The following is a 15955-nucleotide window of genomic DNA, read 5'->3' as shown; positions in this document are numbered from 1 at the left end:
GTACAAATCAAAAGAAGCTCTATTTAAAACTTCAATTTTTCCGGTAAATATTTGGCGACTAATTCTTTATAATACGGCAGTAACGCTTTGACATCTGGCTTAACAGGTGCTTTTGTATATAAATCATAAGGATTAAATTTTCTTACCCAGTCAAACATTTCTATGTCTTTTTCATTCATTAAATGTGCGTAGGCATTCTCTTTATGTTGGGAGTAAAACGAATGATATCTGATCATATACAAAGCCGGTTCCGGTAAGTAGTCTTTCATGATTTGATACAGATATTCGTCATGTCCCCAACTCATTTTTACTTTATCGAGCCCACAATTTTGAGTATAAACACCAAGTTTCGTGTTGAATCTCTCATCTGTATAATCCGGATTTTCTTTAAAAAATTCTGAATATACTATTTGATCTGAATACGAACAGCCAACAGGAAAAGTATCACCGACAACTGCCCACTGTGGTTCTCCAAACAAACATAAAATTTTTCCCAGATCGTGTATAAAACCTGTTAACACAAACCAATCAGGATGACCATCTGCTCTAATTGCTTCAGAAGTTTGCAAAAGATGCTGAGTTTGGTCTAAATCGATATCCGGATCACTATCATCAACAAGGGTATTTAAAAAGTCAACTGCTTCCCAAATTGACATTTCTTTTTTATTAAATTGTAGAAATTCTTCTTCTTTACTGCATACAAAATCATAGGTTTGATAGGTATGATTGATTCTATAAAACTCTTTAACGGTTTCTACTCTTTCTGAATCGACATAATTTCTAAACTCTTCTTTTTCTTTTACAGGTTCAGATGGGTCTGGATATCGTAGTAATAAATCATCTTCCCATTCATCCAAATTATGTAATGGATTATCAGTGTCTATTGGCTTTTTCATTAGATTTAAAATTAAAAGTTATAAGACAAAAATAGAATTACATATAGAAATCAAAATGGATTAATACATCAAAAACATGGATAAATCTTAATTTAATATGATTTTTACAACAAATAATCGTAAAGTATAAATTCCAATAAAAAAATCCCAAATTCCAACTCTTTGAACAATTGGAATTTGGGATTTTTTTATTGGAATTTAATTAATGAGCTTACTTGGAGGAAAACCAAATTGTTTTTTAAAACATCTGCTAAAATATAAGGGATCATTGAATCCTACCAGATTAGTAACTTCAGAAACATTATATTTTTTGGTTTTTAAAAGTTCTGCTGATTTTTTTAAACGTATAGTTCTAATAAATTCATTAGGAGCCAAATCTGTTAGTTCTTTAATTTTTCTGTATAATTTAGAAGAACTCACGCCTAGTTTATCACATAAGAATTCTGTCGATAAATCTAACTCGCCCAGATTATCATTTATTAAACCGGTTATTTTTTCCATGAATTCCTCATCAATTGGAGAATGGGTCAGTAAACTTATTTTACTTTCTACTTCACCAGAGAATTTTAATTTTAAATCTGATCTTGATTTAATAATATTTTCAATTACCGTTTTTAATAACGAAGGTTCAAAGGGTTTTACTAAATAACCGTCGGCTCCTGTTTCATATCCTTTAACCTTATCGACGTTTTCTGCAAGTGCCGTTAATAAAACAACAGGTATATGGCTAATAAACTCATCGCTTTTTAGTTCTTTACAAAATTCGAGTCCGTCCATGACCGGCATCATAACATCTGCAATACATAAGATTGGTTTAATTTGTCGGCAAATTTTCAGACCTTCTTCTCCATTTTCGGCATCGTAAACTTTATAATAATCGGATAGATAATCGACCAAATATTTTCTGAGTTCAATATTATCTTCAATAACCAATATTTTCTCTTTTAAATCTATGCTCTGAATTATTTTTTTTACCGGTTTTTCCGGAATTAGCATGCTTAAATTGTCATTTTTTAAAGCATATTCAAATACTTCCTTACTCTCGTAAGAAATGCGGTCTATAGGAATTTCAACCGTAAATGTACTTCCTTTACCCAATGTACTTTCTACGGATATAGATCCTTTATGAAGCGCAACTAACGATTTTACTAAGGACAAACCAATACCTGATCCTGTGTTATTTGCTTTACTATTGGTCGCCTGATAAAAGCGTTTGAAGATTTTTTCCTGACTTTTCAAAGGAATTCCAATTCCGTCATCGATAACTTCCAGAATTAAAATTTCTTCAGTACTGTTTTTTAATCTGATAAATAAATCTACATTACCATATTTGTTGGTAAACTTCAACGCATTAGACAAGAGATTGTAAAGAATTTTATCATATTTATCATTATCTACCCAGCCCTTAATATCTTCAACCTCAGCAATAAAATTCAATTTAATTTTCTTGTTGTACGCCATTTCCTTAAAGGAATCAAAAATGTTTTTAGAATAGGTCAGAATATCTGTTTTTGAAACTTTAAGTTTTAATTCTCCTGACTGTGCTTTTCTAAAATCGAGTACCTGATTTACCAGATTTAAAAGCCTGCTGGCGTTTTGATAGATTAGATTGTACCTGCTTTTTTCATAATCGGTTGCATTATTATTTTCATCCAATAATTGCTTGGCGGGACCTAAAATAAGTGTCAACGGAGTCCTTAACTCATGCGAAATATTCGTAAAAAATCGCAGTTTTTCATTATTTAGCTTAATATCATGTTCCCTGTTTACTTTTTCGGTAAGCAATTCCTGTTTTAAGCGGATACGGTTTTTAATTTCTCTTCTGATAAAATAAAAAATAAGAACAAGAAGTGCAAAGAATAATAAAAATGATAGTGGTGTTAACCAAAAAGGCGGAAGGATTTTTATTTGATAAGAAACCACCTTGCTCCAATGACCGTCGCTATTGCTGGATTTTATTTTGAATACATAATTGCCCGGAAAAAGATTGGTATACTGAACAGTTCTTGAGTTACTATTGGCTGTAATCCAATTTTTATCAAAGCCTTCCAGCATATACTGAAACTTATTCAGTTTTTCGTTAGCAAATGACGGAGTCGAAAACTGTAGTGAAAAATTTCGGTTTTTATAGTTGAGTTCTACCTTTTTTCCATAGTTCAGATCCTTTGAAAGCGGAATATCTCCATTAATTTCCATTTCAGGAAATATTTCTTCATTCTGAATTTTAAATTCGGAAATAACCGGTTCAGGCGACCAATTATTTCTTTTCATTGTTTGTGGAGAAAAAGAAATAATACCATTTTTACCTCCAAGAAAAATAGTTGAATTATTAAAATTAAAGAAACCGCTTGAACTAAAAACATCCAGTCTATTACCACTGTTTACATGGTAAATATTAATATCTTTTAAATCTGATTTTACCCAGGCAATACTATTATTATTGATATTTAGCCATAAATTTCCGTTTGCGTCTGATAGCATATCGGTAATCCATGTACCGGAGATTTCTTTGAAGTTTTTTATGGTTGAAAAAGTGTTCTTTTTAGAATCGAACAAGCATAATCCAAAACGCGTAGACGCCCATATTTTACCTTTTTTGTCGATCATGATATCACTAACATTATCCTCATTAGGTATACCATTTTCTTTTTTTGAAAGTGATTTGTAAGTTTCTATTTTACCTGATCCCGCATTATATTTCACAACACCTGTTTCTGTAGCAAACCATACATTGTTTTGAGTATCTTTTTCTATGGCATTTATCTGAAAGCCCGGTAATAATTTTCCTTTCGAAGCCTGTACTTCTAACGTTTTTGTGTTTAATATAACGGCTCCTTCTCCAAATGAACCTATCATCATCGATTGCTCACCAATTTTATTAAAAGCAAATATTGGCGATGTATCAAAACCCAGATTAATTTCTTTTGATGAGTTAGCGCTGTAGTTATACACCATCATTTTACCATCCCAAAGTCCGCAATAAAAAATTTTACCATCTTCAGAATAGATACTCGATATATCAATCGATTTATTGTACAACGGCACAAAACCTTTTGCGCTTGAAATAAAAAGTCCGTTATGACTAGTCGCCACAATTACTTTTCCGTCGTATGTTTTAGAAAATCCCCTTATACGTGGTGCCTGATTGCCTATGTAACGAGAGATGTCTTTATTGAGTACAAATTGGTTTTCGTACGGATCAAACTTGTCAAGGCCGTCTTCTGTCCCAATCCATAAAACTCCTGCACGATCAAAGTATAAAGCCGAAATCAAATTATCAACGATCGAAGTGTCATCTGAAAGTACTGAATAATACCATTTGTAATCTCCTTTTTGAATGTCTTCCAATTGCTTACAAACCAATAATCCACCAAGAGTTCCAACCCAGTATTTACCATCTGGAGCCTGAGCAACTGATAAAAAGTACGGCCCCAAATTGCCTCTGATTTCTTTGTTTTCGATATATAAATTTACAAATTCATCCTTTTTTGTATCTAATTTGTAAAGCCCTCTGCGTGTTCCTACAAAAATATCGGCTTTAGCATCTTCATAAATAAAATTAATGTATGGGTTTTTTTCGTTAGAATAAGGAACAGAAAGCGTATAATTATTCATTTTTACGATTGTTCCTTTACTGTCTAAGGTTATTTTGGCAACTGATCCTTTATCATAACTGCCTACCCAAATATTTCCTTTTCTGTCTTCAAAAATTTCTTTTACATAATCAAAACCTTTAATCGGAATTTTTTCGAATCTGTTTTCTTTCAAAAAAAACATATAAACTCCCTGATTTTTAGTCCCTACCCAAACTCTTTTGAATTTATCAACATATACCGATCTGATTTCTCCTTCGGGCAAACTGTTCTGGTCATTTTTTTTAGGCAAAAAAGTGACAAAAACATGCGTATCCATTTTAAAAAGCGTCAAACCTTTTCTGGTACCTATCCATAACTGATTTGATGATTCATCTAATTCTAATGCAGTAATATCATCATTGTACAATTTATTATTACCGGGAGACGAACTCATGTAGTTTTTAAACTGATACCCGTCAAAACGATTCAATCCAAAAAAAGTACCAAACCATAAAAATCCTTTTTTATCCTGCACAATATGCCTCACAGAGTTATGTGACAAACCGTTGTTGTCATTATAATGCGTAAATTTTATATTCTGTGAATGTGAATAATAAAATGTGGCTAAACAAAGGAATACTATAAAAGGATTTTGTTTCATAAAATGAATTATAACTGCAATGTACTGTTTTTGATTAAATAATTATTATCTTTTTAAGGTTCTATTCGATCAATCTGATTGGTATTTAAGTTAATTTTAAAATGATTTGCCGGTTGCCCATTCATCGTTTTCAATACTATTTCTGACCAAAGGACTAAATTCTTATTACTCGATTTTTGCAATTGTTTACAGACCATTTCATATTGTTTTAATCTGTTTTTACCTATTTCCGGAATGGCTAATTCATCTGCGTTTTTTAATCTGTAAAAATCGAATATCATATCAAAACCAGTCCAGGATTCAAAATCCTGAATCGTTAAATGATTCGACAATAGCTCTTGTTCGACTTCTGGAATGTTCGCATTGATTTGTACTAAATCTTTACCGGAAAGTTTTATAATAGCCGCCAAAAATTGAACCGGAAAATCTTCAGGCAAAAAACGCAGACGAACTAGTTCTTTTAAATGCCATCGTGTAAAATCTTCATAATCTTTAGCTTTCAAAATATCTTTGTTCCAAATATCAGGGCTTTTTATATCTTGTAAATGAGCGTATTCTTCTTCATAAAAAGGAAACAAGCTGTTAAACTTTGAAACGGAACCCACTACGATCGTTTCTACCTCAACTTCTGAATTAGAACGAATCGTCAGTATTTTATATGCTGGCTTATAGGCAGCCAATGAAGGTGTTTGAATATTAAACAAAGTATTACCACTTGCTGTAATTCTTACTCCTGTATCGTTAATATGCATGTGTCCGCCAAAATGAATTTGAATTCCTGCATCGGCAAATGTCCGCGCAACTTCTTCATCCGGCACTCTGTCTAATTGCATTTTATGGGGACCAAACAGCAATTTTAATTCCGGTGAGGCATCATTATTAAAATCAACCATTGGATAATGACTAAAAGCAATTAATATTTTTCCTTTTTGTCTGGCTTCTGCCGAAACCTTTTTTATCCAGTCTATTAAATGTTTTTTATAAATAAGCACATTGTTGTAACCAATGCTGGCTCCGGAAAAATCATTAGGATTGTCCTGTGCTCCAGATAATTTTTTGTTAGGAACATATACATTGGCGTCTATTGCCAAAAGCCAAACGCCTTTGATGGGTTCAACCAAATAACTAGCGTCCGGAAGTGATAAATTGGTGTTTACAACAGCATACGTTCTATTTTGTAATCCGGACTCTTTTAAAGCTTTGTCAAAATTATAGCTTTCGTAAGTATAGGTCGAAAAAGGAGTTTCCCAATACAAATCATTTTTCTTTGGAAAAAACCCGAAACCAGCCATTTCATTTAAGGTCTCTTTATAACCCCAGTTTTTTATATCGGATGTGATTATGGGTTCTAATTGATCTTTGTCTTCGGGCAGATTATTTTTAGAACTGCTAATAATTTGTTCTTTACCTCCTTTGCCTAAAAAATCTGTTTTAATGGCTTCTTGAGAAAAAGGTCTTACTACATCATGATTTCCAGTCGTTACAAAAAACGATATGCCGTGTTTCTTTGTGTATTTGTTAAGTATTTTTTTTAATCCCCTGACATGAACCGGTTGTCCGTCATCACTAAAATCACCCGGAAGTACGACTTGTTTAATTCCTCTTTTTGAGATGTCATTTAAAGCTTCTAAAAAGGCAAAATAATTTTCGTTGAAAATTCTGGTAGAGTGTAATTGAGAACTCATCGTTCTAATATTAGCATACTCACCCGTTACCGGATTTTTGATGCCTTTGTAATTATTATCATGAAATTTTCCGAAAATATCCTGTAAATGAACATCGGCAATAAAAGCAATTTGTACTTTTTTTGCAACAGGTTGCTGCTCTGTTTTACAAGAAACCAGCATTACTAAAAGTAGCAGATAAAGATTATTTTTTAATGGCATAGAATCCGGTAAATAATTATTTTTTGTTGTGGTATGTACTAGAATTAATTACAGTTAACCAATAGTCATTTTATGCGTAAAGGGTGTAAATCCTGTAATATAAACATGTACACCGTTTGTATGCAAGCTGCCTTTGTGGTAGGTGTATTCTTCACTATCTAAATTTTCTATGTTTAGATGTTCGCACTTTCCAGGTCCAAATTGTATGGTATCTTCTCCCGTAGCAACTTCTCCGAATCCAGATCTAAGAAAATAGTTCTTTTTTTCTTCTATTTCTGCTCCTTTAACGATGCTTTCTTCATTAAAACACATTTCAATTGTTACTTCAACATTGGGAGGACCGTCCACTTTAAAATCTAAACTCAGCGCTCCATTTTCTTCCGTGATTTCAATTATGGTAATTTGCTTTTTTACATTGCTTTTGGTTCTCGAATCAAAATCCATTTTATTCCAAAATCGACCGTCTGGCGATTCAGATAATTTATAATTCCCATCTGATCTGCGAAATTCTTCGGCAAGCGGCTGATAATAATCTGCTTCTTTGGTTTCCTTGAGGATGTATTTATTTCCTTCTTTTACAATACCATCGCTGCTAAAATATCCCATTCTAAAAAAGGAAGTAGACAGTCGCATGTATTTCAGTATAGCATCTTGTTTTCTATACATTAGAAAATTAGGATTTGAAGATCTTCCGGAAACAATCTGAACCGGCTGATCGTTACCTCCAAATAGTGTTACAGAAGTTTTTCCGCGCCTGATTCTTGCCAGATTGGAGGCTGCAAAAAACTTTTCAAAATCATTTTCAACTTTACCTTCAACAGGAATTTGTTTCTGAAGTTCTTCATTTTCCATAAAAAAAGCTAACGAATCTGATAAGATATCGGTTGTAAAATCCGGTAGATTTTCAATGAGATTGACCATATACGCAAACATTGCACTATTGGTACGGATTGCCATGTATCGATACTGTAAATAAAACTTCGTTACTTTTAAAGTCATAAACTGATCCTGTCTTTTAGAATCAACTGTAACCAAATCCCCATTTTGCTCTGTATAATAAAGATAAGTGGTTAGATTTTGGTACACTAGATCTAATAATTCCGGTCTATTGAGTGTTCTTGCCATCGTAATTAATGCTCTGTCAATTACGGCAGAGTAAATCCCGCTTCGTTCAGAATAATGTCCATCTTTATTAATATAAATACCTTCTGCCAGCCATTGATCAATTCTTTTAACATATCTGGTATCCGGATACAGGGAATTAATATTGGCTAATGCCGCACAAATAACCCATCTGTGATTTGGAGTATGAACACCTCCTGTTACCATAGCCTCGCCCGCATTCAAAATAAACTTTTTAAATTTATCTTTCAAAGACGCTAAATCGCTTTGTTTGTTATTTTTTAAAATAAAAGCTGCAACACAAATATATTCTAAGACAAAAGCAGTATCGGGAGGAGATTGTCTGTTGCCCCCAGCATCTAATGTGCCATCGCTATATTGTTCTTTTAATAAAATATCTATTGCCTGATTCAGTTTTTCAGCCAAAACTTTCGATTTATAATATTCAGATCCGGAATTAGCTATCGAAGCCGTCATTGTTGCAATGGAATTGGCTATATCGCGAAAACTGCTCAGTCTGATTGTGGGGTCAAGAGGTACTTTGTTGAGGATTTTTCTAACAGTGGCATCATTGTTTAAAATGAGCTTTTTCATTAATTGAATATCCTCTTTAGAAGTATTGTTCTTTAAAAATAAATCATTGGCAAAAATGGCATCACTAACTAAAGCTCCTGCCAATGTTAAACCTGATAATCTAATAAATTCTCCACGGCTAATTTGCTTTTTCATACTGTTATTTCTTAACGAATTCAACCTGATAAAAGGTTTATTTATAAAAAACTATATGCCAATTGCTCCTTTTATTATAACAATAAATTACTTGTCGACTACTTTTACTAATGTAAAATTTATTCCTAATGGGTTTTTAGTCATTTTACAGATTAAAGGAAAATCCGGATTTTTTATAATCCACATTTCTGTTTCATCAATTTGAGCAATCACGTGCAAAGTATCTAGTAATTTCCCTTCCAATTCAACACTATTTTTAGGGGCATTTTTATCTAAAACATACGTTGTATTGTTGTAAATAAACTTGTTGTTTTTTAGTAAATCGCGATAAGCTGACTGCGAAATCATAAAAAAAGTTTCTGTTGGTTTCAAGTTTAAAACCGGCGCATATTCTCCCTGATTGTAACTTAATGCTGTTCCGTTTTTTAATGCTTCCGGCAACGTTCGAATGCTGCTTTTTACTCCTCTTGTATCTAAATTTAACACCAGTGTATCGCCAGCCATTTTAGTGGTAAGCCTTAGCGTTCTTGTCTGCCCGTGCAGTTTACAGATATAACTTAATTCTGTATTATTTTTAATCAATGGAATGTAGTTTTGTGCTATTCCTATTTGATGTATGGTAAACAAAAGAAGAATTAATAGTGCCTTTTTCATCTGTTGTATATTTATTTTGTTGGTGGTAAAATAGTTGTTCCCCAAGCCGAAGGTTTTGAATCCATTTCAAAAATCAATTCGCCGCCTTTAGCAATATCATCATGTAAAATCCAGGCTTTATTGTATGGTTTTCCGTTTAATAATGCTGATTTTATATATTTGTTTTTATCACTCCCTTTTTTTATGGTAATCTTAAAAATTTTACCTTCTTGTAACTGCAAAGTAGTTTCTTTAATTAAGGGTGTATTTAATAAATAATATGGCTGTCCGGCATTTGGGTACAATCCCATCATGTGAAACGTCAGCCAGGAAGACATTGCTCCTGAATCATCATTACCGGGTAAACCTTCATGCGAGGTATTGAAATTATCTTTAATAATGGCTTTGATTCTGTCACTGCTTAAATAAGGTTTTCCTATCCAATGGTACAAACAAGGCGTTAAAAAAGAAGGTTCGTTAGCTACGTTATATAATTTGGTGTCAAAAAAAGTATCCAGTCTGTTTTTAAAAGCGACTTCTCCTCCTGATTTACGAACCAACTCCGGAACATCATGAGGAATACTTAATGAATACTCCCAAGAATTTCCTTCATAAAAAAACACGCACCAATGGCAGACATACCAAGGAGATTCAATAATAACAGGCGTATATTTAAAGGTTGGTTTCTGAATTTTTGATTCTCCAAAAACAACATCATCCAGCCAATTTCCTGCTGCATCTTTTGGCATAATAAATCCTTTAGAACCCGTATTTTCATAATCAGAGCGCCATAAATTTTGCCAGTTGTCGGCTTGTTTTATGTATTGATTGTATATCTCTATATGATTCAATCCTTTGGCTAAAGTGGCAATATTATAATCGTTATACGAATAATCAATGGTTCTGTTTCCTGCGCGATCTATACCATACGGCACATAGCCTAATCGTAAATATTCCATTAATCCACCTCTGCCCTCTTTCTCTTCATTTCCGCCGGGAGGCACTGTGGCATCTTTAATCATAGCTCGTAAAGCCACTTCATAATCTATCCCTTTTAGATTTTTTACAAAAGCATCGGCAAGTACGACAGAAGCATTAGAACCGCCTTGTGTACGTCCGTTATCATTACCGCTTCGGCCTTCGGGCAAATACCCTTCATTTTTGTAAATGTTTAATAACGCATTAACAATTTCGACCTGACGTTTAGGATCTATTAATGTAATCAAAGGACTTGAACTTCTAAATGTATCCCAAATACAATAAAAATCGTCATAATATGGTTCGTCATTTGTCCATAACGGATTTTCTCCTGTTCGGTTTACGGGCATAATCATGGTGTGATACAAACCGGTATAAAACATTTTTTGATACTCATCTGATGTATCCGCAGAAAGTTTTATGCGGCTTAATAATTGTTCCCATTTATTTTCCAGGGAAGCTAAAACGGTATTAAAATCCCAATGCGGAATTTCTGCTTCGATATTATTTTTTGCTTTTAATTCACTTAAAAAAGAGATTCCAATTTTAATATTTAATTCCTGTTTGCCGTCTTTTCCGAAAGAAAGTAAGGCTGCTGTTTTTTTTCCTGAATCAAATTGAGAAGACTGATTGTTGTAAAATTTTCCGTCTTTATAAGTAACATATTTCGCAATTGGCTGATCAAAAACTGCCCAAAAATAAACGGTATAAGCACGACCGTTATTCCATCCGCCTCTAATTCTGCTATAGCCACGAACTTCGGTATCGGATACAATTTCTATTTGAGAACCTACAAATTGCTGGGCTTCTCTGGCGTTTGGTATTGCTTCTTCTCCTAAGAAAAAACCCGGATCAATCTTTAACTCTTTTGAGGTATTTTTGGGATATGTAATACGATAAAAAGAAACTTTTTCACCTGTTGTTATTTCAGTTTTAATATTATTCTCTTTGAAAATGGTTTCATAATACCCCAATTTTACGTTTTCTTCTGCTCGATACGATGTTTGATCTAATTTATCTAAAGTTCCGGAAAAGGGCATAATCTGAATGTTTCCGTATTTAGGTCCGCCTCCGGTTCCGCTTACATGAACCTGACTAAATCCGGTAACTTCTTTTGGTACTGGCAGCCAACCGCTATTGGGACTTGATGTACAGTCCGGACTTGGTTTTACCATTCCGTAGGGACACGAAGGACCAATAAAAACTCTGCCAACGCCCTCTGAACCAATCATTGGATCTACGTACTTATGAAGCTCACTTTGCGCATTATTTTTAATAGTAAATAATGCTATTCCTAAAAATATGATAACCTTATTATGTATTCTCATTTGCATTTTTTATTTTTTAGAAAACATTTTTAATGCTTTGGCACACTAGACATTTCTAAATTTAATTCTCCGCCGTCTGTAATATCTTGATGCGAAATAATAAAATTTTGTACTGCGGTATTGTTGTATTTTATTTCGTTTATATAAATATTTTCTGCACTGTTATTATGAGCATTTATAACAAAATTTTTGCCTTTATAATACTTTGAATTTAACTGAATTGAGATTTTATTGAATAAAGGGCTTCCTATCTGATATTGAGGATTTTCATCTGTACCTCCATTCATTTGAAATAACCCAATTTTTAGTAATACATTCAAACTTCCCATTAAACCCTGATCTTCGTCTCCGTTGTAACCTGTATTTGTAGATAACCCACTAAAGGTTTCTTTCACTACATTTCTGGTCCAATACTGTGTTAAATCCGGTCTGTCTAATACATTAAAAATATAAGATGTTTGTATAGAAGGCTGATTGCCAAAATTTATGGGAATACGGCTGAACTCAGGATGTAATTCGGCATCATGTGAAGTTCCTGAAGTAAATTTTAATTTTTGAGCCGTTTCAAATTGCGTATTTAATTTTGCTGCTGCTTTTTCTTTTCCGCCAATTAACTCTACTAAACCATCGATATCATGAGGCACAAACCATGTTGACTGTGCACCATTAGATTCTATAAAACCATTTTCATATTTATAGGGATCAAAGTTTTCAAGCCATTTTCCATCTACGTTTTTAGGGCGCATCCATCCGGTTGTTTTGTCAAAAATATTTTGATAATTTTTAGACCTTCCCATAAAATAGTTATAATCTTCTATATGATTTAATTTCTTGGCCAACTGTGCTAAAGTCCAATCCTGATAAGCATATTCCAGTGTTTGACTGGCACCATCCTGATGACTTCCAAATTCACCTTCAGGAAGCGGATAAGGTACATAACCTTTTTCTAAATAATATTTTAATCCTCCTCCGCTATTTGTATTGTGTTCATAGCCTGCTTTTCCCATAATACCATTTAAAACATGGTTTTTTTTAAGGGCTGTATAAATAAATTCTAAATCATCTTTTACTATTCCTTTTTGAATGGCTGTAACGATAAAAGGTGTGGTCGAAGCTCCGGTCATCACAAAGGTATCATTGCCTCCGGATGGTCCACGCGGAATCATGCCTCCATCTTTATAATATTGCATTAATGAATTTACAAATTCTTCCATTATCTCCGGATAAACAAGACCCCAAAGTGTATTTATCGTCCACTGGGCTCCCCAAAACGAGTCCGAGTTGTATTGATTGAATTTTGATTTTCCATCTGCCTTTAGGGGTAATTGTCCTATTCTAAATTTTTCTCCTGTGTTATCAGGATAGGCGCCATTTGCATCACTAATCATTTTTCTTCCTTGCAAAGCGTGCCAAAGATCTGTGTAAAATCGTCTTTGATCTGTTTCGGTTCCTCCTTCTATTTTTATTCTGCCCAACAAATTATTCCATTCGGTTTTTGACTGGGTAACTATTTGATCAAAATCCCAATGGGGTAATTCCTCTTGCATATTAACAGAAGCATTTTCTACAGATGTATACGAAATACCCACTTTCATCAATACTTTTTTATCTGTTTTACCCAAATTTACTAAATAATTGCCTGTAGCATTATTGCGTTCTAGTGAAGTAATGGGTTCATTTAGCTTAATTTTAAAAAATACCGTTAATGGTTTTGGACGTCGGAAATTAGTACTCAGGACTAATGATCCTGAAAGTTCATAATCGTTATTTTTTTCCAGAACTCCTTTTGTATTATCGCAGGGACCTAAAATTGTATTTAGGTTAAAAAGGATTGCTTTTTGTGCGTTTTTCGGAAAGGTATATCTATGAAATCCTACTCTTTTTGTACTGGTTAATTCAGATGTTATTTGATATCTGTCTAATATTAGACTATGATAACCAGGTGTTATTTTTTCGGTTTCATGACTGAATTTAGAATAAAAATCTGTGAAAATTTTTTCTTTATTTTCTTTAGAAATTGTTAAAGGCATTACAGAAAGTCCAGACATTTGCCATTCATGAATATGGCTAAAACCTTTTATTGTATCTGTATTATACTTGTATCCGCCTCCCCAATCACCATTAATTTCTGTATCCGGACTTAAATTTACCATACCAAACGGACGACTTGCCGATGAAAAGAAAAACCATCTTGAATTTTCGGTATCAAGTAAAGGATACACCATATCTACTAATGTCTTCTTTTTTACAGAAGTATTTTTTTCGGTTTTACACGACACTAAAAAAATAAGAAAAAGACTTATTCCGATACGTCCTATTTTATAAATTTTATCCAGTTTCATTTTATTCTATTTATTGGCAGGGATATATACTTGTTTATTCTAACATGTAAAAGTGTAAATACGTGAGTTGAAAATTGACTTGAAAATCAAAATCAACTTTTAGATAAAAAGGAGAAGAAATTTTAATCTTCTTCTCCTTTTTAAAATTAAAATCTATTTACAATTTGCTTTTTCTAGTATCCGTCATTCTGGGTTAGAGCAGGATTTAGAACCAAAGCGTTGGTTGGAATTGGAAAAATACGACGATAGACATCTGAATTTGTTTTGAATCCCCATTGTCCTTCGTATTTACCAAATCGGATCATATCATTTCTATGCCATGCTTCTTGAGCAAATTCGCGAGCTCTTTCTTTATAAAGATCTTCCAGCGTTACACCACTCCAAGGAGCAGAAGTTGATCTGTTAGCACGAACCATATTTACCAATGATAAGGCTGATTGTCCTAAAGTTTCATTTCCTCCGCGAAGAATTGCTTCTGCTTTCATCAGGATCACATCTGAATAACGTAAAAATGGCACGTCATTATTTTGATTACGGCTTGTTGAAGTGGCATCAGGATAAAATTTAATATTTCTATATCCCATGTTCCATGCAATTTCATCATTTCCACAATCAAATAAAGCAGGGTTCTGACGAAGAACAATATTCGGTGTTAAATTTACCTGATACGAGTAAGCTGCGCTACCGTCTGATCCTGTGTAGAACTGATCGTATCCTTTTTTGGTTGTGTTAACCATTACAGGAGTAACACCATCATTCATAAATTGCAAACCTGTTAACCATTGCTTGTTACGAATATCATTTACATCATCAAAATAGGCATAGAATTCAGGCAAGGTACTTCTGGGTGCACTTGGCGTAAAAGGAATACCAAACTTGGCTCTTTCAGAACGCGGAACATCATAACGAGCATGATACATTTGACCATTATACCCAACAGTCACTGCCGAAGGATCGTAAGGAACCGCAAAAATAAACTCTTTCATTAGTGGTCCGTTTGTGGGATAAAACATCTGAAGATATGTAGTTCTTGGTTCAATGGCGTACAATCCGGAATTAATAACACCGTCGCAAGCTGCAATACAATCATTGTAACGTGGAGTTCCGGTATAAACATCAGCATTCAAATACAATTTTGCAAGTAAAGCATTTGCTGTTTGCTTATTTGGTCTTCCGTAAGTTGTAATTCCAGCGGCTGGATTTAAATTAGGAAGCGCTTTTTTTAATTCTCTTTCGATAAAATTGAAAACAACTTTTCGATCTGATTTAGGATGAGCAGAAAAATCTCCGTAAACGGTATCCAATGGCACATTTCCGTAGCTGTCCATCATAATAAAATAAGAGATAGCGCGCATGGTTTTTAATTCTGCAATCATTGTAGCTTTATCAGCACCTTCGGGCATTGTTTTTTCTAAAATAGAAACTGCCTGATTACTTGTTCCTATCACTTTTGATGACCAATCCCAAAGACTTGAAATATTACCATTATCTGCTGTCCAGTCATGGTAATGCAGCATTCTATAACCCTGGTTATCGTACCAGTTACCTCCTCTTGCCGGCATAATAGATTCATCTGTACTTAACGATTGTGTAAACCAGTAAGAGAATGAAAATTCTCCGCGAAAAGCGGCATACACCGGACCTGCTGTCTGGATATATTGTGTTGAATTTTGAGGAAAAACATCTGGTGTAAGCTGCGTTGTAATAGGCACATCAAGATTGTCACAAGACCACAAAAAACCAACCATAAGTATTGGGAGTCCTAAATATTTTACTATATTTTTCATAATTTTTTATAATTTAAT

Annotated in this window: 8 protein-coding genes; all 8 read right to left on the bottom strand. The window is 33.6% G+C overall.

Annotated features, from left to right (window positions below):
• Nucleotides 1-23: 23 nt before the first annotated feature.
• Entirely contained in the window at nucleotides 24-896 is an 873-nt protein-coding gene (locus LPB88_RS03485; protein ID WP_230712448.1) for an inositol oxygenase, read from the bottom strand.
• A 198-nt stretch (nucleotides 897-1094) separates the two neighbouring features.
• Complete coding sequence (locus LPB88_RS03480) at nucleotides 1095-5132, bottom strand: hybrid sensor histidine kinase/response regulator transcription factor (protein ID WP_230712446.1); 4038 nt, start codon at nucleotides 5130-5132, stop codon at nucleotides 1095-1097.
• Nucleotides 5133-5185: 53 nt separating this feature from the next.
• Nucleotides 5186-7018, bottom strand: a complete 1833-nt coding sequence (locus LPB88_RS03475) for a metallophosphoesterase (protein WP_230712443.1) — start codon at nucleotides 7016-7018, stop codon at nucleotides 5186-5188.
• Between the two features lie 54 nt (nucleotides 7019-7072).
• Nucleotides 7073-8869: a hypothetical protein gene (locus LPB88_RS03470; RefSeq protein ID WP_230712441.1), complete on the bottom strand. Its 1797-nt coding sequence runs from the start codon at nucleotides 8867-8869 to the stop codon at nucleotides 7073-7075.
• A gap of 87 nt (nucleotides 8870-8956) precedes the next feature.
• Nucleotides 8957-9523: a hypothetical protein gene (locus LPB88_RS03465; RefSeq protein WP_230712437.1), complete on the bottom strand. Its 567-nt coding sequence runs from the start codon at nucleotides 9521-9523 to the stop codon at nucleotides 8957-8959.
• 11 nt (nucleotides 9524-9534) lie between these two features.
• Complete coding sequence (locus tag LPB88_RS03460; RefSeq protein ID WP_230712435.1) at nucleotides 9535-11814, bottom strand: GH92 family glycosyl hydrolase; 2280 nt, start codon at nucleotides 11812-11814, stop codon at nucleotides 9535-9537.
• A gap of 23 nt (nucleotides 11815-11837) precedes the next feature.
• Nucleotides 11838-14150, bottom strand: coding sequence for a GH92 family glycosyl hydrolase (locus LPB88_RS03455; RefSeq protein ID WP_230712432.1), 2313 nt, complete (start codon nucleotides 14148-14150; stop codon nucleotides 11838-11840).
• Between the two features lie 173 nt (nucleotides 14151-14323).
• Nucleotides 14324-15937, bottom strand: coding sequence for a RagB/SusD family nutrient uptake outer membrane protein (locus LPB88_RS03450; protein WP_230712429.1), 1614 nt, complete (start codon nucleotides 15935-15937; stop codon nucleotides 14324-14326).
• Between the last annotated feature and the right edge of the window lie 18 nt (nucleotides 15938-15955).

The sequence above is a fragment of the Flavobacterium sp. JAS genome, from assembly GCF_020991455.1.
Classification (GTDB): Bacteria; Bacteroidota; Bacteroidia; order Flavobacteriales; family Flavobacteriaceae; genus Flavobacterium.
The sequence above is the reverse complement of the archived record's forward strand: the minus strand, read 5'-3'. Positions and strand labels throughout refer to the sequence as shown.

Excerpts from the sequence above, each read along its gene's own strand:
- LPB88_RS03485 (WP_230712448.1), bottom strand. The coding sequence starts at position 896 with ATGAAAAAGCCAATAGACACTGATAATCCATTACATAATTTGGATGAA.
- LPB88_RS03480 (WP_230712446.1), bottom strand. The coding sequence starts at position 5,132 with ATGAAACAAAATCCTTTTATAGTATTCCTTTGTTTAGCCACATTTTAT.
- LPB88_RS03475 (WP_230712443.1), bottom strand. The coding sequence starts at position 7,018 with ATGCCATTAAAAAATAATCTTTATCTGCTACTTTTAGTAATGCTGGTT.
- LPB88_RS03470 (WP_230712441.1), bottom strand. The coding sequence starts at position 8,869 with ATGAAAAAGCAAATTAGCCGTGGAGAATTTATTAGATTATCAGGTTTA.
- LPB88_RS03465 (WP_230712437.1), bottom strand. The coding sequence starts at position 9,523 with ATGAAAAAGGCACTATTAATTCTTCTTTTGTTTACCATACATCAAATA.
- LPB88_RS03460 (WP_230712435.1), bottom strand. The coding sequence starts at position 11,814 with ATGCAAATGAGAATACATAATAAGGTTATCATATTTTTAGGAATAGCA.
- LPB88_RS03455 (WP_230712432.1), bottom strand. The coding sequence starts at position 14,150 with ATGAAACTGGATAAAATTTATAAAATAGGACGTATCGGAATAAGTCTT.
- LPB88_RS03450 (WP_230712429.1), bottom strand. The coding sequence starts at position 15,937 with ATGAAAAATATAGTAAAATATTTAGGACTCCCAATACTTATGGTTGGT.